Genomic DNA, 23,005 nt, shown 5'->3' with positions numbered 1-23,005 from the left:
GCGGCTCGTGCGACGAGCCGCCCGGACATCGATCGCGGTATATGTACGTAGAGCCGGACAGGCTCGAGCACCGAGGTGGCCCCATTGTCGAACACGCAGGACGAGGCACTCCGATGGGAGAGCTGGCTTCAGGCCTATGTGCGGGCCCGTGACGAGCTGCCCGGACCGATCTCCGGGCGCTGCCCCAACTGCGGGCGAGCCTGCCTCCGCCTGGTGTACCGGCTCCGGATCCCCCACCTGCTCATCGGTGACGCCCACTTCTGGTGTGACCACTGCCTGCGGGGCCCCTTCCTCGGCCGCGTCGAGATCCCCGAAGCCGCGGCGGCGGCCGCGGACGAGCAGGCGTACCAGCGGCTGAAACCCACGATCCCGAACTACGAGCTCATCCCCCCTGCTGGCTTGTAGACCAGGTACAGCACGCCTGTCGCGAACGTCTCGGACTTGATCAGCTCCAACGGGACCGGCTTCTCCCCCTCGTCGAACAGGCGCTCGCCCTTGCGGACGGCGATGGGGTGCACCAGCAGGTGCAGTTCGTCCAGCAGGCCCGCGGCCAGCAGTTCGCGGACCACCGAGACCGAGCCGCTCACGGCGATGGGGCCGCCCGGCTCCTTCTTCAACGCGCTCACGGCCTCGGCCAGGTCGCCTCGCAGGAGTTCGGAGTTCCGCCAGGTGAACTCCAGGGGCCGGCGGGACACGATGATCTTCCGCGCGTCGCCGAGCGTCTTCGCGAAGCCGGCGTCCTCGCCACCCTCGGCTTCCCGCTCCGGCCACGCTCCGGCGAAGCTGTCATAGGTCTTGCGCCCGAGGAGCAGGGTGTCGGTCATCTGCGCCCCCACGGCGGCGCCCATCTCGTCGTTGAAGTACGGAAAGTGCCAATCCGCCGGGTCCTCTACAACCCCGTCGAGCGAGATGAACAGGCTTGCGACGATCTTCCGCATGATGCTTCTCCTTGGTAAGGCGCGGGGCTGTCCGGCCCAGCCGTTCTGATACGCCTATAACCTCGCAGAACCTACTTACGGATCTCTTAAGGTCACCCTTTGGGTGAGGAGCTCCCCTAGTCCTGCTCAGGCACGCGGCCGACGCCGCCCAGGACGCCGCCCTTGTCCAGCCCGGGGACGATGAACGGTTCGTCGTTGCGCCAGTCCTGCACCGGCACGAGGCCGGGTTCGAGCAGCTCCAGCCCGTCGAAGTACGTGCGCACCACGTCGTAGTCCCGCAGGTGCAGCGCGCCGGAGGTCGTACGCCGGTAGACGTCCTCGGTCTCGATCCTCCGGTCGGGGATGCTCTGGCCCTGCTCCACGTACGCGTGCGTGATGATCAGGAGGCTCCCCGGCACCAGCGGCTCGCACAGGGCCCGGACGATGCCGGCCACCTCGTCGTCGTCGCTGAAGTAGTGGAACAGCGCCACGACCAGCACCGCCACGGGCTGGCTGAAGTCGAGGTGCTGGGCGGCGGCGGCCAGGAGCCCCTTGGGGTCGTGCGCGTCGCCGTCGATGATCACCGTGTCGGGATTGTCGGCCAGCAGCGCCCGGGCGTGGACCAGCACGATCGAGTCGTTGTCCGAGTAGACGACCTTGGCGTCGGGGATGATCCGGTGCGCGACCTGGTGCACGTTGTCCTGGGTGGGCAGACCGGTGCCGATGTCGAGGAACTGCCGCACGCCGGCCCTGGCCGCCACCTCCACCGCGCGGACCAGGAAGTCGCGGTTCGCCCGCGCCACCTCCCGTACGTTCGCGCCGCCCAGGCTGCCCAGCTTGACGATCTCCTCGGCGGCCGCACGGTCGGCGGGGAAGTTGTCCTTGCCCCCCAGGAAATAGTCGTACATTCGGGCGACGGTGGGGACAGTCGGATCGATCTTCCCCGGAGGTCGCTCACGCTCGGTCACGCCACACCCTTCCTCACCTTTGACCGCATCTTATGGGTAATCGGTAGGTCTGTGATCTGGATCCGCCAGATGCCCTGTATTTACCGAGGAATCGTTTCAGCCGCCGGACGACCGACGTCCGCGTACGGGTCAGCCCGCATCGGCCGACCGTGCACCCCCGGTAACGCTGCGTTGCATGCGAGGTGTGCCGCCCCTTCTTGGTCTATGCCGTGCGCGCGGCGCCATTCTCCGCGACCGACTCCGCGGCGGCCCGTTCGAAGGAAGGCCCTGGCGGGGGCAGCTCGGGGGTGGCGGAGTTCGTCACGGCGGGCCGTTCTTCGGCCTTCGGCTCCGAGGCAGGGGCGGGTTGCCCAACGGCCCCCACTGCCGGGGCGCTTGGCGCGGAGCGCTCGAAGAAGCGCAGCAACTCCACGGGCAGCGGCATGACCAGGGTGGAGGTCTTCTCGGCCGCCACCTCCACGACGGTCTGCAGCAGACGGAGCTGAAGCGCGCCGGGGGCCTCGGTCATGATGGCCGCCGCGTCGGCGAGCTTCCGCGAGGCCTGGAACTCTCCGTCCGCGGTGATCACCCGGGCCCTGCGCTCGCGCTCAGCCTCGGCCTGGCGGGCGATGGATCGCTTCATGCCCTCGGGAAGATGGACGTCCTTGATCTCCACGCGGTCGATGTGGATGCCCCAGCCGAGTGCGGGGCTGTCGATCATCAGCGCGAGGCCCTTGTTCAGCTCCTCGCGGTTGGAGAGCAGGTCGTCGAGGTCGCTCTTGCCGATGATCGAGCGCAGGGACGTCTGCGCCACCTGCTCGATCGCGAACAGGTAGTCCTGCACCGCGATGGCCGCCCGCAGCGGCTCCTCGACCCGGAAGTAGGCGACGGCGTCGACCTGGACGGAGACGTTGTCACGGGTGATGCCCTCCTGCGTGGGCACCGGCATCGTGACGATCTGTACGTTCACCTTCTTCATGCGATCCACGACCGGAATGAGGAGGGTGAACCCTGGCTGGCGGACCTCCCGCTGGACCTTGCCGAGGCGGAAGACCACACCCCGCTCTATCTGGTTGACGATCCTGATGCTGCTGACCGCCAGCCAAACCGCCAGTATGACGATCAGCCCGAGCACGATATTGATGATCATGGCGTGCCCCTTCCAGTTCAAGGCTAGATCCGGGTACACACCTGCCAGGTAAGGAAGTCGTCAAGTCCTGGTCAGCGGATCAGCAGGAAGATCTGGAGCACCAGGACGATCATCGAGAGCCCGGCGAGGACCAGCCACTGTGGGTTGAGCCAAGCCGAGTGCGCCCGCTTGCGCGGCGCCGGGGGCGATTCGGGGACCAGCAACATGCGGAGCGCGGCGTGTCCTTGGGCGGTGTTCAGGGACCGCTTCAGCTCGGGGGCACGGGTGGCGAGCCATTCGCCGAACTCTTCCAGGATCGCCCGGACCTCCGTGGACGTGGTGGCTTTATGAAGTGATGTCTGGTAGTCGGCGACCATGTCACGCACCGCGGCGGGCGCGGGTGACTCTCGAGGAGGAGTTGGCGCGACTCGGGAAGGCGGCTCCGGGGAGGGCCGCCGCGCCTGCGGTGGCTGGGGTGCCCTGGTGGGCGGCGGGGCCGTCGGGGCGGGTGCGGACAGCGCCGCTTGGAGCAGTTCGATCCGCCTGCCCGCCGGCATGCCCTCGGTCAGGCCCGCCCGCCTGGTCAACTCGCCCAGCGCCCCGCGGGCGTACGCCTCCACGACATACGCGGCCATCTCGCCGTACAGGTCCGCGACGTCCCCCTCCCGCAGGTCCACCCGCTGCCGTCGCGGAGCGCGCGAGGAGGGGCCCGGCCACTGCCGCAGGAAGACGATCTCCGCCCCCTGCCTGCGGTCGTCGTTCTCGTAGGTCGAGAAGGTCTCCGGGCGCCGCCCCATCACCAGCTCGAAGATGTTCACCACCCCCCACAACTGGGCGAACGGATCCCCTTGGGAGACCACGGCCAGCTCATCGGTGGGGTTGCGCAGCGCGGCGGAGACGATCGGCGCAAGATCGCGGGCGCCCGCGCGAGCCTGATGTTCGAGCGCGTCGCGCCGCTCGGCGAAGGGGCCGGTCAGCTCGCCCAGGTCCACCGGGTCGGGATCCGGCGGCGCCTGCTCGGCCCACTCCGGCGCCAGCGCAAGAGCCTGCTGTACGGTCGGCCGGGCCGTCGGCGAGGCGTCGCCGCCCAGGTAGGCCATGACCCGCAGGGTCCGCCTGCTGTCGGAGCCTCCCGAGCGCAGCCGCGAGAGCACCACGACCCGCCCCTCCACCACGAGGCGGCAGACGCTGACGCCCGGCGTGTTACCGGGGTCCAACCAGGGGCCCAGGTGGTGGTCCCAGCCACGGGTTTGACCCAGCGAGGAGCGCACCGCGCCCAGGCCGGTCCGGTGCTCGTTCCACTCGTACTGGATCCAGTCCAGGGGCGACCATCGGCCTGTCACAGTCCCACCTCCGGATAGCCACGCAGGACGCCGGTCATCGCGAACAGCGAGACCAGGGGCTCCAGGACGCGTCGTGGCCGGACGCCCCTGGGAAAGCGCCCCTCGGTCGCCGCGCCACCGGTCGCCGAGACGAAGTGCAGGGTGCAGTGGCGGCACTTGTCGTAGGGGGACAGCCACGCCTGCGCGCCCCCACGTCGCAGGAAGGCGTAGACGTCGCGGCTCTCCTCCAGGACGGCCTGAGGGTCGAGCCTTTCGGCCTCGCCGTACAGCCAGGTGTCCACCGGCGGCTGAAAGCGCACCCCGTCGCTCTTGGTGACGACGATGGCCGCCGGGATGTCCAGCCGGCCGCCGTTCTTGGGCAGCCGGTCGAGCACGGCGCGGAAGGACTCGTCGCCCATGCGGGCCGGTTTGGTCGCCGCGTCCACGACGAACAGCAACGCGCCGACCGCGGGCACGAATCGGGTCGCCTCGTGCGCGATGCCGCGCAGCAGCTCGCCGGCGATGTCGAAGAAGGCCACGGCGGTGGTGTGCTCCCCGTCGTTGATCAGCAGCGCGTCGGCCAGCTCGGCGGTCTCTCCCTCCTGGGTGCGCGCCAGCGTCCGGCGCTCGACGAGCAGCGGCCGCACGTAGCGGTCGACGTACTCGGCGTGGCGCTCGATGTCCACAGCGTCCGCGGTCAGCCCGTACGGGCGCAGCCCGCCCTGCTCGATAGCGCCGATCATCGCGGCCAGCAGGTGGGTCTTGCCCGTCTCCGGGCCGCCGACCAGCCCGATCACCAGCGGCTTGCCATGCCGCACGTAGGTGTAGGGCAGGTGGTGCTCCAGGCTCGGGTCCGCCACCGGAGCCGGACAGCGCACGTGGGCGGCACGCAGCAGGTCGGTGCGCCGGGCCTCGGAGACGTTCCCCAGCTCAAGTGGCCGATACAGCCCGGCAGGGGTGCGCTCGTACAGGTCGTCCTCGCTCCAGGCGAACTCGTGCAGGCAGATCGGGCACAGGATCATCGGCCCACCACCACCCAGATCAGCAGGGCCACGATCAGCACGACCAGGGGCAACCAGCGTGCCCACCAGGGTGACGGCGCGGGCTCGACGGGCAGGACCTGGGTCTGTGGCTGTGGCTGTGGCATGGGCTCCTCGGCGGTCTTGAGCTTGCGCGCCTGGTCGAAGGCGGCACGTCCTTCCTCCAGGGCGAGGTCGGACTCGACGGGCTTGCCCTGGAGGGGGTCGGGCGCGCGCAGCCGGGCCAGCACCTCCAGCGCGGTGGGCGGATCGGCGGAGAAGACGTCGTGAATGGGCTGGAGCGCGGGGGCCAGACTCAGATCGGGCCGGTCGGCGACCTCGCGTCCGGTGACCGTCCTGTAGATCACCATGCCCGCGCTCCACAGATCGTCGGCCGTGGCGGCCCGCCCGCGACCCTCGCGCTGCGCGGGCGAGGCGTAAGGGGCCTCACCGAGCCGGATGCGGTGGTCGCCGACCAGTGCGGCGTGGCTGAGACCGGTGAGCTGTACGGCGGAGCCGTCCCAGCGCACCGTGGCCGGCTCGATGCGCCGGTGCACGATGCCGCAGGCCGACATGATGCGCACCGCGCCGAAGAGGCTGGCCTGCAGCTCACGCTGCTCGGAGATGAGCAGTGAGCCGTTGTACCGGCTGACCGGCTCGCCCCGGTGGTCCGACCACAGCACGATCGGCTCCTCGACGTCCAGGCTGTAGCCGATCAGCCGGGGCAGCTCGACCGGGTAGTCGCGCCACAGGCAGGCCAGCAGGCGGGCGCCCATGCGGGCCTCGTTCTCCAGCACGTCGTAGAGGTATTCGCGGTCGCGGCCCTCGGCCCTCGGCACCCGGCGCTCGATGATCCTGGTACCGTCCACGACCGTGGTGATCCGCCGCTCGAACGGGTCCACGTATGGCTCGGCCTCGACCTCCCAGACCACCGCGTGCCCCTCGGGGCTGAAGAAGCTCAGCGGCTCAGGTTCCATCGTCCACCGCTCCCGGTCGCAGGGGCACCAGGCGTAGGGTGCCCGCGTACTGTCCTGACCGGGTCCACACGACGCCGGACAGGCCGTCCTGGCCGCGCACCGCCCTGGGCGCGAAGCGCACCGCATGGGCTTGACGCAGCAGCAGCGCCAGATCCCGATCACCGCACAGCTGCAGCATGGCTCCGCCGGGCTCGGCCCGGAGCGCCCGATCCACCTGCTGGGACTGCCGCCAGACCGCGTCGATGAGGTCCTGGCGGCCGGCGTCGCCGGTGGCGAAGTCCGGGCGCTCCTGCACGCCCCGGTGTACCAGGTGGTGCCGGTACTGCCGCAGTGTCTCGCCCACCCGGCGGTCCAGACCGGCGCGCACGTCCCGGTAGGCGCCCTGCTCCAGCGAGATCCAGCCGGGTTCGAGCCACCCGGCGACCGCGTCGACCAGGTCGCCGACGATGATCTCGCGAAGCTGGCCGCCGCGGTCGCGCAGCCGTGCCATCACCTCTTCCTCCAGCGCCGGGGCCGCGGCGGCCTGGCCCGCCTGCCGCGTGCTCCACTCCTCCAGCGTGTTCGCCACCTGTGCGGCGATCTCACTGAGCTCGGCGGCCAGCGTGCGTGCCGAGTCCGAGGCGTGCGTACGCGCCCGTCCGAGCGCCCATTCGCTGGCCGCCACCCGGCCCAGCACGGCGCGCAGGTCCTCCAGCGCCGTGCGGGCCTCGCCGAGCGCGAGTTGCTCACGCCATCGGCCCAGCGAGCGCCGCCAGAAGACGAAGCGGTCCAGCAGTTGTGGGGGAAACCCGGCAGGCGCGTGCAGCCTGTCCAGCAGCTCGTTGGGGCAGAGCCGGAACACGTCGTCGACGAAGGCGGCGCTGCCGATGGGCGCGCTCTGGTCGGCCAGCGCGCGCAGGCGCGCGGTCAGCCGGGCCAGGCTCTTGCGCTCGCCGAGCGACGCCTCCACATCGGCGCGCAGCTCGGCGACGATCTCGCGGTGCCCCATGCCCGCCGGAGTGGCGAACTTGATCCCGTGCCTGGCCAGCCGCTCGGCGGTGTCCTCCGCGACGGGGTCGGTCTCCTCGAACAGCCGCGCGATGGCGTCGCGGAACTCCGCCAGCGCCTGCCCGGCCGCCACCACCTTCTCGAGGATCGCGGCGCGCACCGGGGCACCGCTGAAGTACCGCAACTGCTCCAGCGCCCGTGCCGCCGCGTCGATCCGGGCGGCGGCCCGCCGGTAGAGCCCGTCCATCCGGCCCTCGGGGATCAGCGCGTCGACCAGATCGGCCGGCAGGTCGGCGCCGCCGCCGAGCACCGGCAGCGCGGTGGCCAGCGGCGAACTGTATCCGGCCGTGTCGGCGTGGTAGGGCGCGTCGAAGCGCTCGGCCACTTCGCGGAAGGCCTGGGCGAGCACCTCGGGGTCGATGCGGCCGGCCACGATGCGCCAGCCGGGCGAGGCCGTGCCGTAGGGGATCTCGCCGAGTATCCCGGTCACCGCGTCGAAGACCTCCGGCTGGGTGAGCAGGTCGAGCAGGATCGGCTCGGCGTTCGCGTTCGGCCCGAGCGCGGCCTCGCCGGTGTCGCTCTCCCAGACGATGCCGTAGGGGTCGCCCACCCACAACACCCGGCGGGCCTCGCCGTTCAGTGCCGGGGGCAGGCGCAGATCCGGCCCCATCGCGACCACCAGCATCGAGCGGACCAGGCGGGAGCCGAGCACCTCCTGCAGCTCCTGCTGTGCCGTGGCCAGCCGATCGGTGTCGGCGACCACGAGCATCCGGGCGCTCAGCCGCTCCAGCCCGCCCTTGCGCAGGTCGAGGAGTTCGACCATGGTCAGTCCTCCAACAGCGCGGCCAGGTCGCGCAGGTTGTAGGCGACGGCGTCGGCCACCCGCTCGAAGGGCAGGTCGAGCGCGGCGGGCAGGGTATGCGCCCAGAAGGCGGTCAATTGCTCGGCGCGGTTGCGCGCACCCGCGGGCAGCTTGGGCATCATGATCTCCAGCAGCCCGAGCTGGTCGGCCGCCATGCCGATGACCAGTGTGTAGAGCGGATCCGGCGGCAAGGGCGACGCGGCCACGCCGTACGGGGAGGCATTCATGATCTGCTCGCTGATCAGGGCACGGAACTCCTCGTCGCCGCCGATCACCCACTGCTCGTAGGCACGCAGCAGGCTCGGCCAGGACGAGGCCTTGCCGTACCCGGTCAGCGGCAGCGTCATCGAGCCGCCCGCCAGCTCGATCCGGATGCGCGACGGCGATTCCGGCTCGCCCTCGACCACGTGGACCTGCCCGTTCCACAGCAGGCTCAGCAGCCGGTGGAGGATGCGCACCCGGTGCCTCTCCGTGGTGGCCAGGTAGCCGAAGTCGTAGCCCAGACGCTGGCGCCACTTGAGGTGGTCCTGGGACTGTTCGTCGCGCAGCGCGTCGGCCCAGCTGTGCAGCACCTCCTGTAGCTCGCGAACCTGGGTGACGCTCATGGAGGTACGCAGCTGCACGACGGTGACCGAATCAGCGTCGATGTTGCGGAAGTCGGCCACACCGGACAGGTCGATGCGCTCCTTCAGGTAGCGCTCCAGGTCCGGGTCCTTGGCCGGGGCCGGGTAGGAGACCAGGACCTTCAGATCGCCTGTGCCGTCGGGGGTGAACCCACCGGGCACCAGGTCGGCCAGCTTGAGCTGGAACTGCCGCACGTGCGGATCGTCGCCACCGCCCACCGCGGCCCTGGCCAGCAGGTCGGCCAGCGAGGGCAGCAGCGGCTGCTCCCCCAGCGCCGCCGCCTCGTCCTGGTCCCTGAAGAGCTTCTTGACCTCCAGCTTGAGCCGCTCGCGCACCCAGCTGAGCGCGTCGGCCGGCCTGCCGGTGCGCCAGGCCAGCTCACAGGCGTGCCGCCAGCCTTCCGGACCCAGCAGCGCGTTGACCACCCCGGCTTCGGTGTCGGTCGGACGCAGGATCTGCCGCGCGACGAAGACGTCGACGAAGCGCCGCACCACCGTGTCGTAGAAGGCTTCGGCGCCCGCGGGCGGCAGCAGGTGGTAGACACCCACCCGCGTCTCGTACAGCTCGGCCGCGCGGTGCGCGAAGCGCTCGGCGTCGGCCTCGGCGTGCTCGACGAAGACCTGGGCGAACTCCCGCACCTCGCGGATGAGCTGTTTGCGGCGCAGCTCCCAGCGCGGCATCTGGTCGGCCCAAGCCTTGTGCCACAACGCCTGGCTGCGCCACAGGTACCAGGCGTCCTGGTCGCCCATCGACGCCTGCACCCCTGGATCTGCCCACTGCACCTTGCGGAGCAGCCGGTCGCGCATGGGCCGCGGCTGCGGCGGGGCTTCGGTCATGTTCTCGTATGGTTTGCGGGGCTGGGCCCGGCGGAGGTCCAGCAGCCCGGCGAAGCCCAGTTTGTCCGCCTCGTGCGCGTCTCCCGGCAGACCCATCACCACCCGGCGCAGCCGGAAGGGGTCCACCTCGCTCAGCGCTTCCAGCACGCCCCGCTGTACGTCCATCTCCTGGGCCATGACCGGGACGCTCCTGGAGAGCTGCCGCTCCAGCGAGGCCAGGTTGTCCTCCATCGCACGCAGCCGGTTGGCCAGCGCCTTCTGGATCTCGGCCGCGCCGGTGGCCGGGCGCGGCTCGGGTGGCGGCAGCGGCTCGCGGGTGTGCAGCGCCTCCAGGTTGGTCGTGGTGAACATTCGCCTGATCTGGTCGACGTTGCTCTCCGACGGCACCGCCCCCAACTGCGTCACCGCCCGGGCCAGCAGGCGCGAGCTGACCAGATCGGCCAGCTCCTCCACGGGGACCGTCATCGAGGAGACGTACGAGGTGGACACGCCCCGGTTGCCGATGCCCGAGGCGGCCGGGACCTCACGCTCGACCGCCCGGTTGATGAAGTCGTCGGCGAAGGAGGAGTCGCCCCGGTCCTCCATGCCCTCGCCCGGCAGGCGCGGCTGCGTGCCGGCCAGCGACACGATCAGCGAGGCGATCGAGCGGGACAGGTCCTCGCGTTCGACGCCGGGCGGCATGGTGAACAGGAAGGCGGTCTGGACGGTGCCGGTGCGCAGTCGCACCTCGCCTCTGACCGGGTAGTGCACGCCCAGCTCCCCCGCGATGCCCTGCTCGTCCACCTGGGTGCCGGCGTGTGGCGCGTTCTGATCGTCCACCAAGCGGAACAGGTCCAGCAGCGCCGAGCCCGCGTTCAGCCTGGCCCGCCTGCCGCCACCCTTGCCTTCGGTGAAAGCCGACGGCATGACGACCAGCGGGTAGATCCTGGCCTGGAAGCCGTTGCGGGCGAAAGCGTCGCCGATCAGGTGCAGATAGTCGTAGAAGATGCCGGTGCCGGTGCCGCCCGCCACGGAGAAGGCCACGAACACGTCGCAGCCGCGGCGCAGCCGCCCGCCCAGCGCCGCCAGCTCGCTCCCGGAGTTGGCGATCGCGCCGATCGCGCCGTCGATGCCCCGCACCACCGGGCCGACCCCGTGTCGCATCCGCTCGAACAGCGCCGCGCGCGCCACCGTCGGCAACTGTCCCGCGCCCCGCATCAGCGGCGCGACCAGCGGCTCGCCCTCGCGGGGCGGCAGCCAATCCTTCACGTGGTCGCTCAGCGTCGCCCGCAGGCTGCGGGCCACCTCCGGATAGGAGTCGAACTTCGGCACCACGTCGTGGATCAGGTGGGCGGTACGGCCGGCCGCCGCGAACTCCTTCTCGGTCGGCACCACCCTTCTCCTGGTGCGCGCCAGCTCTGCCTCGTTCAGGTCCACATAGACGAACTGCAGGCAGGAGGGCAACTCGTAGGGCAGATAGTTCTGCCAGCTGAGGTTCCTGATCAGGTCCATACCGTCCGGACCGCACAGCTCGTCGCGCAGCCAGCGCTCGAGCTCGACTCCCACCCGGCAGCCGGTGCCGCCGAGCCCCACGAACATCATCGGATCGAAGATCCTCACAGCAGGTCATCTCCCGGCATCGGTCGTCGGTGGCTTCTGGTGTCATACGCCTGGCCCGCGCCGTACACGGGCTGCTCGCCGCCCTGGCCCCGGGCGTCGTCCACCCCCAGGAACAGGCCGCCCGGCAGCGGCAGTTTGTGACCGGGGCGCAGCGGCGGCTCCAGCGGGTGGCCGGACGGGTCGCTCACCAGGACGGTCTGGCCGCCGCCGCGGCGCACCGTGTAGCCGCGGCCGTCGTAGGTGCGTGTCATGAGGTCACCGTTGATGACGAAGGTGAACTCCGGTCCCTCGCCCATGGGCGCGCGCAGCCGGGAGAGTTCGGTCCCGTCCCGGTCGTAGAGGTGGAGCGTCAGCTCGCTGGGGTCGGCCGCGCGGAGCCGGGCGGCCCTTCTGATCCGGTGGAAGACGAAGAACGCGACCAGGACGGCCAGGAGGATGACCAGGGCGATGAGCAGCCGCTGCCAGAACGGCATGGGCCGCTGGACGGTGACATCCACGAACTCCTCGGCGACCGGCCGGCCGGTCGCGTCCACTACCTGCACCGTGCCGCCGACCGGGCCGTCGGCCCTTCCCGCGCGCAGCGTGAAGGTCTGCTCGGACGCACCGGACGGCGCGGTGAGGGTGTTGGGAGAGAGCGTGGCATCCTGCGTGTCGAGCAGCCGCAGCCCGAGCTGGGCGGCCTGACCGTCGTTGGTCACCCGGACGGTGCCGGTGACCTCGCCTCCCGGCTCTGTCGTCGCCGACTCCAGCTCGACCTGCGCGCGCAGCGTGTCCGCCGGGCCCGAAATGCGGGTCTCGTACGGGCGCTCGTCGCTCGCCACTCCCGGGCCGGACACCCGTCCCAGGAAGGAGAGCGCGCCCGTGGCCGTGTCCGGGATGACGACCTTGCCGGAGTACTCGCCGTCCTGGGCGGCCCGGTCTGGCTGGTCACCGCTGTCGGTGAGCTCGACCGGGAGCTCCCGGAAGCCGTCGCCGGACAGCTGGGCGGAGAAGCGCAGCGGTTCGAGTGCCGCGGGGTCGGTGATCACACCCGACCTGGTCTGAAGGCGGAGCCGGATCGTGACCGTCTCGCCCGGACGCGGGCGTGGGTTGCTCAGCCCGATCGAGGCGCGCAGCGCGCCCTGCCAGACCACGGTCGCGCTGACGTCCTGGCGCTGGATGCCGGGCGGCGACTTCAGCCGTATCGTCCACTTGCCCGGCAGCGGGTTGCGGATGCGCAGCGACTCCACCGGGCCCGCCTCGCCGGCCGCCTGGAAGGTCGACTCGTTCTGCTCGCCCTGCTTGGGGACCTGAGTGCCGTCCGGGTTGAAGTACGTCACCTGGATGCGCTTGTCGCGCTTGATCACCACGATCGAGCCGTCGGTGGCGATGATCGGGATGTCCACGTGCAGATCCACGGTGGCGCCCGCGTCCAGCGAACTGGTGTCCGGCTGGGAGATGCCCGCGCACCTGGCGTAGGCGAAGGCCTCCAGCAGCGAGCGCTCCACGTCCGCCGAGTTCCTGACCACTCTGGCGCGTGGCGTGGCCGACTCCTGCGTGCCACAGGGCTGCCGCCAGGCGCCCGCCGCGAAGGCGTCCAACGCGGCCTTGTCCGCCTGGCCGAACCCCAGTGGCCAGATCTGCACCCGCTTGTTCTTGGTGTCCCGGAGGTTGGCCTCGATCTGGCGCTGCGCGTTGCGGTTGCGTGCCTGCGGGTCCGCGCCGTACTGCGGGCTCTTGGCTACGTCCAGCACTCCGTCGGTGAGCAGGAAGACGATCTTGGCTCGCTGCCGGTCGTCCGGCTCGTCCATTATTGCCAGCGCCTGCTCCAGCGCGGCGGCATGGTCGGTGTCAGTGCCCTCGCGGTCGGTACGGCGGTGCACCTTGTCCACGCACTTGCCCAGGGACTCGCGGTCCTGGGCGGTCTCCACCCCGGTGAGCGGACAGACGATGTCCACGGCCGCCTGGCCGGGACCGTTGGAGCTGCCGAAGCCCACCACGGCCACCTGGGACAGGGGCGAGAGCTCGCTGAGGGCGATGAGCTGAGCAGCGGCCCGCTCCCTGACCACGTCCTGCTCGGTGAGGCTGCCCGACTCGTCGACGAGGATGACGACGCGCACGGGTTTGACCTCAGAGCCTGGCAGCGTAGTGGCGGCAGCGGGTAAGAGCACGAGAGCGGAGGTCAGCGTGAGAGCGGAGATCACGGCCAGCGCGCGAACAAACCTGACATGCACATTTCCTCACAGGTGTTGCGTTGTTATCCGCAAAACGGAGAGGTCCCCCTGGAAGTTTCTTCAGCAGTTTTAGTCAGCCCTGGAATGCACATGGGGTACGTCCCTAATCCGATTCCGGCTCCCACGCGTCCAGATATGCGGCGGTATCCGCGCCGGCGTAGTTCTGAGGCCGGGGCATGCCGATACCGTCACACACGCCCCATCTCCCTCACGCTGAAGAATCACACGATAACCGAACGCGATCTAGGTGTGAAGTGCCGGCCCCGCGCCAGAGAGCGAGCCGATCGAGGCGGGCGAGACGGTGGCCGCCTCGATCACGGCGGCCGACCGCGGCCCGCAGCACTTCGCCGACCCCGGCATTCTCATCACCGGCTGTGCCGCTTCAGAACTTGAACGTGCAGTCTGAACTGGGATTATCCGACTCTGTCCCGCGACTTGGCGGTTTCTGCGGCGCCGCGCTCGCGCGTACTCGGTGCCAGGCCGCTGAATGCCCACGCGTACCTGACATCTACCTACACTCACCGTCAAAAAGATATATAGTCGCCGTCATGCGCCGGGGGCCCGGTAAGCCACCTCCTGTCGCGCCGCCTCATCGATCTCCTCCGAAGTCAGCAGGACGACCGTCTTCGTCCGTGCTCCTCCGGCCGCCGTCACCGCGAGGCCCACAGCGGCCGTGGCCGCATTGCTGGGCATGTCCGCGATGATGTAGACGTCGTTCTCGCCGAAGGCGAAGTACATCTGCTCGACCCGGCCGCCGACGCTCTCCAGCATGCGCTCCACCACCCGGCAGCGTGCGGTGCCCCCATCGCGAAGCACCCCCTTGATGCCGTCCACCGAGTAGCTCGCCTGGATCAGGTACTTGGGCATGGTCGGACTCTCCTCTGCGTGGCGCCGCCCGCACCCGAACGGCCGTGAATGCGATCTCGTGGGCCAAGTTCTCGGTTTCGGGTGTCGGCAATCCCAGCCGGTGTACTGATTTCCGTCTGGAAGCTCAAACCGCGATCCACGCTGAAAATCAGGTGTGACGCGCCACTCCACCCCATAAGGTCATGAACGTGACCAAGCTCAACCAGATCCTCGCGGTCGAGAAAGGCGTCAAGGCCGGCACGCAGCGTGCGGTGTCCGACGCCTACCACACCGTCCAGAAGGCACCGCTCCTGTCCGGCCTCTCGCGTACCTATCAGCCGATCGACGACGAGGGCGAGCAACTGCCGCCGGAGTCGACGCGCGTACAGGTGAAGACCGAGCAGGTCATCGCCGACGTAACCGCGGCGCTGACCAGGCTGTTCGACGTGACCGCGACGAAGGACTGGACGAACGCGCTCGCCAAGGCCGACGTGGTCGTCGACGGCCAGGCGATCATCTCGGGGGTGCCGGTCACGTACCTGCTGTTCCTGGAGAAGCAGCTCGTCGACCTGCACACGTTCGTGGCGAAGCTGCCGACGCTCGACTCGGCCGAGACGTGGACGTTCGACGACAACGCCGAGACGTGGCGCACCGAGCCGGTCAAGACGACCCGCACCAAGAAGGTGCCGCGCAACCATGTCCTGGCCGAGGCGACGGACAAGCATCCGGCGCAGGTCCAGGTGTTCACCGAGGACATCGTGGTCGGCTACTGGACGAAGACCACCTTCTCCGGCGCGCTGCCGGCCCGCCGCGTGAACGAGCTGCTGGCCCGTGTGCAGAAGCTTCAGGACGCGGTGAAGTACGCCCGTGAAGAGGCCAACGCGACCGCCGTCGAAGACCAGGAGGTCGGCGACGCGGTGTTCCGTTACCTGTTCGCCTGACCTAGAGACTCCCCGTTGAGCGCGGGGTGCGCGAAAGCGCGAAGCTGAAGCTCAGATTGAACCTGACGAACGGCTCAAGTGGAGGTTCGAGTCCTCCCCGTGGTACGCGCCTCGGTAGCCCAACTGGCAGAGGCAGCCGATCAGACTCAGACTCTCGCTCTAAGCTCAGCATCGCCGTCGGCGCCAGATCAACCGAGGATGGACTGTGATTGTTGAGATGCCGGTTCGAATCCGGCTCGCGGCTCTTCGTGCCGCGATGGCTCAATGGAAGAGCGCACGTCGTCAGGACTGATCCGCCCTCTTAAACGCCGCTGGCGCCTTACATGGCGGCACAGTTCAGGCCCCCCGGCTTGGGTAGTCCGGGGGGCCGCTGCCTGTCCGGCAATGGAGGGTGCAGCCTTTGTCACGCTCTCGGACGCTGGTGCTCCCCATCTCCTCCAACTACTATGCGTAGCGGAAAGATTGCGTAGAGTAGTAGGAGGTTTCGTGAAGCGTCTCATCGCCACTCTCACCACCGCCGCCATGGGGGTCGCGCTCGCCATCTGTCTGACCACCCCAGCCGCCGCCCAGCTCACAAAGCCGCAAAACCTCAGCAAGCCACCCGGGTCTTCGTCGACGCGTCTCATCGATTTCGAGGAGGCGCGGGTCATACCGGGGATCATCCCCAACACGTTCATCCTGGTCGTCCGTGGCCAGAAGCCCTATCTGAACATGCGGGTCGAACTGGTACCGCTGTATTACATCCACCGGCCGGACTACTGGGGCATCCAAGTGGTCGGCAGGCTCCCCGGCGGCGTCGGACTGCCGGTCACCGCGCCCTACACGGTGTCGCTGCCGCTCGATGGCATCCTCGGCTACCAGGGGATCGAGGTCATCGGGGCGACGTCCAGCAAGAGGATCAACGTCCCCTCGACCTGACGGCGATGCGCGAGACGCCCCGTCCATCTTCGAGGTGGGCGGGGCGTCTTCGTGTCGCGCTGCTATTTGCTGGCGTCGACGAGGTTGACGATGGCCACGGCGGCGCGGAGGTACTTGTTGCGGCCGAGATCGCCGATGGTCTTGATGTTGAACGCCTTGGCCAGCGCTTCGGCGTCAGCGTCGCTCACACCGGCGAGCGCGCTGACCGGGGCGGTAGGAAGCTTGTCCAGGGCGTACTGCTCGAATGCCTTGTCGAGGATCTTGTCGAGATTGGCGGTGTTCGTCATGGCGCACCTCTGTGTGGTGATCGGATAGCGGGTCGCTAACCCCCACAGGGAGGTTTTCAGCCTTGTCGTGATCCGCCCCGGATCGACCCGGCTCCCTTTCCGGGTCATGAGGCTGGCTTGCCGAATCGCTTAGGACCGGTGGCTTACCAGTCGCCCTTGTAGAGCTGGCCGCGGATCGCGCCGCCGGGGAGCTTGGCGGTGTGCAGGTTCACGTACCAGTTCTTCGGGTTGTTCCAGATGCGCTGGGCCACCGCGGTAGAGGTGGTCACGCTGCCGGCGACGCCGTTGACGCTGGGCGGCAGGCCCTTTTCGGCGGCGAAGAAGGGCACGACCACCGGCCCGTTCTTACCCTTCGCGGCGCGGTGGATGTGCGAGGCGACCGGCGCCTCGATCTGCTGCCATGAGGCGGCGAACCACACCCGGTTGCCCTCCGGCTGCACCAGCCAGCCGGCGGATCCGTTGCTGTCACCGACCTTCGTGTCGGGCGCCGGCACCTCCTGCCGTCCGTTGGCCCGCGCGGTGAGCGTGGTGCCGAACCCGTGCGACAGCACCGACTCCAGCTCCACCGGGCGGATCCGGTACAGCTGAGCCCGCACCGCGCCGCCGCCGAACTCGGCGTTGTGCAGGTTGGCGTACCAGTTGCCGGGATTGTTGACGATGCGGCCGAGCAGGTTGAGGTCCTTGACCAGGACCGTGCCCTTGACCGCGTGGAGCGAGGTGGGCATCGCCTCGCCGAAGAACGGGACCCTGACGTCGCCGTTCTCGCCCTGCTTGCCTTTATGGATGTGGAACCCGCTGGGCGCGTCCACCTTCTGCCACCGGACGGCGTAGTCGACCCGGTTGCCGTGGATCTTGAACACCGCGAGGGCGTTGCCGTCCACGTCACCTACCTTCATCCCCGCGGCCGGCACTTCGTTCGCGCCCTTGAGCGACGCGGCCAGGTAGATGGGGGTGCTGGCCTGGGCGGCGATGGGGCTGAGCGAGGTGGCGACGAGGGCGAGGGCGGCGGACAGGCCAGGGACAATGAGGGGGCGCATGTTCATGATTACCCTTTCAGTTCTCTCTGGCCTGGTACGGCTGACTTCCCTGCGGGGTTCAAACCACCTTGATCACTCGATGGCGCCGGACTGGGTGAGGAGGTTCTGGTACCAGGTGTCGTAGGGCCGGTTGGTGGCCGGATAGTTGGCCAGTGGGGTGGTCGCGTCGCTCGCCGAGTCGAAGTCCCAGCCGCGCACGATCCGGCCCGCCTGTCGTGCCGCGGTGATGAACGAGGACTCGGTGGCGGGCGCCGCGTAGAACAGCGCGCCCTGCTGGAGCTCCGCGCTGTTGCCCTGCTGGAACTCGTCGAAGGCGACCTGCTGGTAGCGGATGCGGTCGCCGGCGTATCGGTCGGTGTCCAGCCGCAGGGTCTGGGCCGAGGTCGGGCCGTCGGCGCCGGTCCACACGTGTACGCGCGACGTGCCGCTGGTCGAGGTGGTCTTGTCGTAGCGCGCGTCGGAGGTCTTGGCGTTGCCGCTCCACGAGACCGTCATCGCGCCGGCGTTGAGCGCGCCGGTCCAGTTCCAGTTCTGGGTGTTGCTCTGGCTGCGGTGTATCTCGCGGAGCTGGGTGCCCGCCGCGTCGGTGAACCTGACCGTCGGCAGGACGCCGTTGTCGTACTGGTGGCTGGCCGACCAGGTGATCTCGCCGTCGGCACCGAGGCGGCCGACGCGGTACCACAGCGTGGTCGCGGTCTGGGACTGGTGGACCTCGACCAGGTCGCCGTTGTCGTTCAGCGTGACGGACGGGGTGACGCCGTTGTCGTACTTGCCGTGGCGTAACCACGTCACGCGACCGTCGGCACCGTACGTGCCGGTCCAGTACCAGAGCGCGCCGGAGCCCGAGTCGTGCACCTCCACGACCTGGCCGCGGCCGTTGATCGCGACGGCCGGGTTGTAGCCGACGTCGCGCTTGTACTGGGTGCGGGTCTCGCCGTTGCCGGAGATCACCGCGAGCACCCGGCCGCGCAGCGCGTCCACCGTGGGCGGGCTCGCCGGGTAGTCCTTGGCCTGCAGCAGCCGCGAGCCGAAGACGGACGTGAGCTCCTGGTTGAGCGCGGCCGGCTCGCCCGCGGCGTAGGAGGGGTTGTCGGTCAGGTTGTCCTTGACGTCGAGCGCGACCATGATCGGGGCGGCGGTGGGATGCTGCGCGGACCAGGTGTTGATCACATTGAGCCAGTCGCGCAGGAGGTTCGACGCGGGGTTTCCGGTGTGGTCGACCTGGTTGCCGGGCGAGTCATGGCCGATGGCGTAGTCGTGATCGGTGGCGTAGTCGTTGTCGTGTATGTCGAGTTCGATGAAGCGGATGCCGTGGTCGAGCTGGTAGGCGATCGAGTTCTTGGCGCCGCCTGAGTAGCTGTTGTGCGTGGCGCGGAAGATCGCCGAGGGTAACGGGGTGTCCGCCGCCGCCTCGGCACTTCCACTGATCAGCAGCGCGGACGCGGCGACGGCAAGGGCGGGCATGACGGTTCTTGATCGGGACATCCTCCGATCTTCACACCGGGGGTGATCTCCGACAACACGATCACGTACTTTGGGCCCGCGGCTACGCGCCGCCTTCGTCGAGGCGGATGAAGGTCGCGCCCGCGGCGGCCGCGCGGGCACCGAGAACGTGCCCGTCGCACATCCTCGTCTCCGTCCCGGCCCGGTCGATCACCTTCCACGTCACCGGCTCCTGGCACGGCCGGCCGCGCCGGTCGTGGTTCCAGGTGCGCTGGCACACCCGGCACGTGGAGACGCCGGCCGTGGAGGAGAGGGTGTTGCCGTGCTCGGGGCAGATGCCCCACGGCAGGCCGCACGGCTGGGCCTTGAGCCTGGCCAGGTCCATGGCCGCGCGCTCCAGGTCCTCGGCGCCTCGGGCCAGCCAGTTCGCGGCCTGCCCGGCCGCCACGAGGGGCTCGCGTTCCGGCGATCCGATCGGGGCGCTGTCGCAGAGTGCCCGGACCTCGGCGGTGAGCGCCTCGGCGCGGCTCGCGAGGGCGCTCAGGTGCGCGGGAGTGACGGTCATGCAGGCTTCCATCTCGCAAAGGCCGACGACTGGTTGCTGATCTGCAGCCTACGTCCGCGAGTCCTCGGGGAAGCGCGAGTGGTCACGAAGGTCTCGGGTCAAAGCACGTCGTCGGCGTGCTGTTTGATCAAGGCGGCCACCTCCTTGGCCTCCGGTGAGGAGGTGGCCTCCAGGACGGCGAGCGAGCTCCGCCACGCGTCCACGGCCGCGGGCAGGTCTCCGGCGTCGCGGTGCACGTCACCGAGGGCGCTCAGGGCGAGGCCGTGGCGGCGGGGAGCGGGGATGGCCTGGCAGATCGTTATGACATCCGCCAACGTCGCGACGGCCTCGTCGAATCGGCCCTGCAGGCGCCGGAGCTCGGCCCAGGCGAACAGCACGCGGGCCCGGCCCAGGCTCTCTCCGACGTTCTCGTAGATGGCCAGGGCCCGCTGTAAGAGACGTTCCGCGTCGGCGAAGTCGTGCTGGGCGAGTCTGGCCGACGCCAGCCCCAGAGTCGCGTACGCGGTCCCCCGGGGGAAGCCGAGCGTGTCGAAGTAGGCCATCGCCTGGCTGAAACCGGCCTCGGCGGCGGCGGGATCGCCTCGCGCGAGCTCGATCTCGCCGAGAATGATCCTGGCGAACTCCCGCGAACGGACGTCGCCCGTATCGTCGGCCAGCCGCACCGCCCGCCGGAGGTACGGACCGGCGAGGTCGTGCCGCCCCTGGTTGAAGTGGATGTGGCCGATGCCCCGCAGGATGGCGATCTCCGTACCGTGGTCGCCGGCCAGCGCCACGCCCTCCGTCGCCTGCTCGTACGACTCCAGGGCCTGGGCGTAGCGGCCTTGGAGGCGATGGAACTCGGCCAGGTTGACCAGGACCAGGGCATGTCCGTGCCGGTCCTCGGCCTTCTCGAACAGCCCGAGGGCCTCCTCCAGCGCCTCGCCGCTGCGCGGCATGTCGTCGCGGGCGAGGAACAGTCCCGCCAGGCCGTTGAGTATGGTCGCCTGCCCTCGTACGTTGCCCGAGGTCCGGGCGCAGAGCAGGGCCGTCTCATGCGTCGCGCGCCATTCGTCGTAGAAGCTGCGGGTCTCGAAGAGGTGCATGGCGCTGGAGGCGAGTTCCCAGCAGAGTTCGTCCGCGCCCAGCGCAGCGCTCTGGCCGACCGCGGTGACGATGCCCGCCCGCTCGGCCTCCACCCAGGCGAGCGGGTCGCGTACCTGGCGTTCCACGATCTCCGGGTCGGGCGACCAGAGCGGGCTGCGGCCGTACGGCAGGCGGTAGTCGCCGCCGCACAGCCGGACGTGTGCCTGGCGGGTCAGGGCGAGCCAGGCGCTCAGGGCGCGTCGCATCGCGGCGATCCGTTCGTTCTCGGACTCCTCGGTCTCGGCGCATTCTCGCGCGTACGCCCGCGTCAGGTCGTGGAAGCGGAACCGCGCCTGCCCGGACGGATCGTGACCCACGACGTCGAGGAGGCGGACGTCGACCAGTTGCTCGATCAGATCCTCGGCCTCGGCGTACGGCATGTCGAGCAGGGCGGCGGCCGCCCACGCGGCGAAGTCCTGCGCTTCCACCAGCCCGAGCAGGCGAAACAGCCGCCGCGCCGGAGAGGTCAGGCCCTGATAACCCACGGCGAGGCTGGCCCGTACCGCCTGAGAGCCGTGGGAGAGCTGGCGCAGGCGGCTGCGGGTGTCGCTCAGCCTGGTGACCAACTGGTCCAAGCCCCAATGCGGCCGGGCGGCGAGCTTGGCTCCGGCGATACGTACGGCAAGGGGCAGGCCACCGCACAACTGGACGAGCGTGTCGGCGGCGCCGGACGCTTCGGCGGCCCGATCGGCGCCGATGAGGTGCCGCAGGAGTTCGAGCGCCTCGCCGGACGGCATCATCGGCAGATCGATCATGCGCGCCGCGGGCAGCCCCGTCAGCCGGTGCCTGCTGGTGATGAGGACCGCGCAGCCCGGCGTGCCCGGCAGCAGCGGGTAGAGCTGGCCCTCGTCCGCCGCGTCGTCCAGCACCACCAGGTAGCGCCCGTTCGCCAGCTTGGCGCGGTACAGCTCCGCCCGCTGGTCCAGCCCCGACGGGACGGTGGCGCTGTCGACCTCGAGCGCGCGCAGAAAACGGCCCAGCGCCTCCTCCGGATCCGTGGGGCGGTTCTCCCCGCCGCGCAGGTTCATGTAGAGCTGCCCGTCGGGAAAGTCGTGCCGGGCGTGGTGGGCGATGTGGATGGCCAGGGCGGTCTTACCCACGCCCCCTTGGCCGGAGATGACGCAGAGGGGCACCGTCCGCTCCGGCGGGATCCGCGCGGGCTCGGCCCCCGCCGGCTCGGAGGCCGTCGCTCGTTGGCGGGCCGGGCCGAGCGCCTCGATCGCCGCGGCCAGCTCCCCTTGCCTGCCGACGAAGTCGGCGATGTCCGGAGGTAGCTGGCAGATGCCCCTCGCCCGCGGTTCGGGCGCGATGGGCGGCAGGCCGCCGCCGAGGATCATGGACTGCAGGTCCTGCAGGTCCTTACTCGGTTCGACGCCGAGCTCTTCCACGAGCACGTCGCGGGCGCGCCGGTAGGTGTCGAGCGCCTTGTCCCGCTGACCCGCGCGTGCGTGTGCCAGCATGAGCAGATACCAGGCCTTCTCCCGTAGGGGCTGCTCAGCCAGCAGGCGGCGGAGATCGTCGATGATCTCTTTGTGGGCGCCGAGGGCGAGTTTCACTTCCGCGTAGTCGAGCAGCGTCTCCGTACGGCGCTCCTCCACCTCGGCGACGCGGGCGAGCACGTCGCCCCCCAAGGGGGTGCCCTCGGCGGGCTGGCCGCGCCACAGCGCCAGTGCCCGCTCGAACCGCTCAGCCGCGGCGCCGGCCTCGCCCCTCTCGGCCTGCAGCCGAGCCAGGCGCACCTCCTGGTCGAAGATGAGCAGATCGACCTCGTCCGCGCCGGCCTGCAGCAGGTAGCCGGATCCTTTGGTGAGGAGGCGGGTGCCCGCCGGCAACGCCTTTCTCAGCTGGGCGACGTACGTCTGAAGGTTGGAGACCGCGGAGTGGGGGGCGTTCTCCCACAGCGCGGCGATCAGCCGGTCCCTGGACACCGTGGTGTTGACATTGAGCAGCAGGCTGGCCAGGACCACGCTCTGCTTGCCGCTCAGCTCGACGGATTGCTGACCGTCCAGGCGAACGCATACCGGCCCCAAGATGCCGAAGAACACTGCCGCCAAATCGCGCTCCCTCCTGTGATCGGTGGGTCGATCGATGGCTCCTGGGGCCATTGTTGATCAGGCGAGGCCCTCAGTCGAGGGTTTGACCTGGCTGCGGCGGGGGCGCACGCCGGCGCGGCGAGCGGGGAATCCATCAATCAGGGGCGCCACAATGCGACACGGAAATGCGTCGTCGATGGCGTCGGCGCGACGCGGAAGGCTTGCCGGAAACGATGCTCCGGCCGCTTCCGCTTACCTGCGAAAAGCGCCTTTCGGCATTATCGGCCGGGCGATTCCAGGAGCGCGCGTATCATTATGCTCGACGCGGCCACATAACGGCTACAATTTCACCACACGAGTAGGATGACCTGCGCAGATACA

18 protein-coding genes are annotated in these 23,005 nt (G+C 69.7%); 3 read left to right on the top strand and 15 right to left on the bottom strand.

The window, feature by feature from the left end:
• Nucleotides 1-84 precede the first annotated feature (84 nt).
• Nucleotides 85-405, top strand: a complete 321-nt coding sequence (locus AB0F17_RS05735; protein WP_358016811.1) for a hypothetical protein — start codon at nt 85-87, stop codon at nt 403-405.
• Here the strand turns inward: AB0F17_RS05735 and AB0F17_RS05730 are convergent.
• The 10 genes from AB0F17_RS05730 to AB0F17_RS05685 form a co-directional block, all read right to left on the bottom strand.
• On the bottom strand, nt 375-938 hold the full coding sequence (locus AB0F17_RS05730) for a dihydrofolate reductase family protein (protein WP_358016808.1): 564 nt from the start codon (nt 936-938) through the stop codon (nt 375-377). The two genes, AB0F17_RS05735 and AB0F17_RS05730, sit on opposite strands and share 31 nt — an antisense overlap.
• A 116-nt stretch (nt 939-1,054) precedes the next feature.
• Nucleotides 1,055-1,885: an SAM-dependent methyltransferase gene (locus tag AB0F17_RS05725; RefSeq protein WP_358016805.1), complete on the bottom strand. Its 831-nt coding sequence runs from the start codon at nt 1,883-1,885 to the stop codon at nt 1,055-1,057.
• A gap of 202 nt (nt 1,886-2,087) precedes the next feature.
• Nucleotides 2,088-3,014, bottom strand: coding sequence for an SPFH domain-containing protein (locus AB0F17_RS05720; protein WP_358016801.1), 927 nt, complete (start codon nt 3,012-3,014; stop codon nt 2,088-2,090).
• A 71-nt stretch (nt 3,015-3,085) separates the two neighbouring features.
• A complete protein-coding gene (locus tag AB0F17_RS05715; RefSeq protein WP_358016798.1) occupies nt 3,086-4,336 on the bottom strand; it encodes a hypothetical protein in 1,251 nt (416 codons plus the stop codon).
• A complete protein-coding gene (locus AB0F17_RS05710) occupies nt 4,333-5,337 on the bottom strand; it encodes a hypothetical protein (RefSeq protein ID WP_358016795.1) in 1,005 nt (334 codons plus the stop codon). Before AB0F17_RS05710 ends, AB0F17_RS05715 begins: the two co-directional genes overlap by 4 nt.
• Nucleotides 5,334-6,311, bottom strand: a complete 978-nt coding sequence (locus tag AB0F17_RS05705) for a hypothetical protein (protein ID WP_358016792.1) — start codon at nt 6,309-6,311, stop codon at nt 5,334-5,336. Before AB0F17_RS05705 ends, AB0F17_RS05710 begins: the two co-directional genes overlap by 4 nt.
• On the bottom strand, nt 6,301-8,121 hold the full coding sequence (locus AB0F17_RS05700) for a hypothetical protein (RefSeq protein ID WP_358016789.1): 1,821 nt from the start codon (nt 8,119-8,121) through the stop codon (nt 6,301-6,303). Before AB0F17_RS05700 ends, AB0F17_RS05705 begins: the two co-directional genes overlap by 11 nt.
• A gap of 2 nt (nt 8,122-8,123) precedes the next feature.
• Nucleotides 8,124-11,219, bottom strand: coding sequence for a tubulin-like doman-containing protein (locus tag AB0F17_RS05695; protein WP_358016786.1), 3,096 nt, complete (start codon nt 11,217-11,219; stop codon nt 8,124-8,126).
• Nucleotides 11,216-13,318 (bottom strand): vWA domain-containing protein, encoded by a 2,103-nt coding sequence (locus AB0F17_RS05690; RefSeq protein WP_358016783.1) that lies wholly within the window; start codon nt 13,316-13,318, stop codon nt 11,216-11,218. The genes AB0F17_RS05695 and AB0F17_RS05690 overlap by 4 nt, the downstream gene beginning before the upstream one ends.
• A gap of 660 nt (nt 13,319-13,978) precedes the next feature.
• Nucleotides 13,979-14,299, bottom strand: coding sequence for a GYD domain-containing protein (locus tag AB0F17_RS05685; protein ID WP_358016780.1), 321 nt, complete (start codon nt 14,297-14,299; stop codon nt 13,979-13,981).
• Between the two features lie 188 nt (nt 14,300-14,487).
• Here AB0F17_RS05685 and AB0F17_RS05680 point away from each other — a divergent pair, with 188 nt between their 5' ends.
• Both AB0F17_RS05680 and AB0F17_RS05675 read left to right on the top strand, forming a co-directional pair.
• Nucleotides 14,488-15,219, top strand: a complete 732-nt coding sequence (locus AB0F17_RS05680; protein ID WP_358016777.1) for a hypothetical protein — start codon at nt 14,488-14,490, stop codon at nt 15,217-15,219.
• Between the two features lie 486 nt (nt 15,220-15,705).
• The gene (locus AB0F17_RS05675; RefSeq protein WP_358016774.1) at nt 15,706-16,137 is read left to right on the top strand and encodes a hypothetical protein; all 432 of its coding nucleotides are present in this window, start codon (nt 15,706-15,708) and stop codon (nt 16,135-16,137) included.
• Nucleotides 16,138-16,199: 62 nt separating this feature from the next.
• Here AB0F17_RS05675 and AB0F17_RS05670 read toward each other — a convergent pair whose 3' ends face one another.
• The 5 genes from AB0F17_RS05670 to AB0F17_RS05650 all read right to left on the bottom strand — a co-directional run bounded on the left by AB0F17_RS05670 (nt 16,200) and on the right by AB0F17_RS05650 (nt 22,636).
• Nucleotides 16,200-16,424, bottom strand: coding sequence for a hypothetical protein (locus AB0F17_RS05670; protein ID WP_358016771.1), 225 nt, complete (start codon nt 16,422-16,424; stop codon nt 16,200-16,202).
• Nucleotides 16,425-16,567: 143 nt separating this feature from the next.
• Nucleotides 16,568-17,467, bottom strand: a complete 900-nt coding sequence (locus AB0F17_RS05665; RefSeq protein WP_358016768.1) for a CHRD domain-containing protein — start codon at nt 17,465-17,467, stop codon at nt 16,568-16,570.
• Between the two features lie 66 nt (nt 17,468-17,533).
• Nucleotides 17,534-18,946 carry a hypothetical protein gene (locus tag AB0F17_RS05660; RefSeq protein ID WP_358016765.1) on the bottom strand — a complete coding sequence of 471 codons (1,413 nt, stop codon included), beginning with the start codon at nt 18,944-18,946 and terminating at the stop codon, nt 17,534-17,536.
• 61 nt (nt 18,947-19,007) lie between these two features.
• A complete protein-coding gene (locus AB0F17_RS05655; protein ID WP_358016762.1) occupies nt 19,008-19,469 on the bottom strand; it encodes a hypothetical protein in 462 nt (153 codons plus the stop codon).
• Nucleotides 19,470-19,567: 98 nt separating this feature from the next.
• The gene (locus AB0F17_RS05650) at nt 19,568-22,636 is read right to left on the bottom strand and encodes a tetratricopeptide repeat protein (protein ID WP_358017373.1); all 3,069 of its coding nucleotides are present in this window, start codon (nt 22,634-22,636) and stop codon (nt 19,568-19,570) included.
• Nucleotides 22,637-23,005 lie beyond the last annotated feature (369 nt).

This window comes from Nonomuraea sp. NPDC026600, from assembly GCF_040638335.1.
GTDB lineage: Bacteria > Actinomycetota > Actinomycetes > Streptosporangiales > Streptosporangiaceae > Nonomuraea.
The sequence above is the reverse complement of the archived record's forward strand: the minus strand, read 5'-3'. Positions and strand labels throughout refer to the sequence as shown.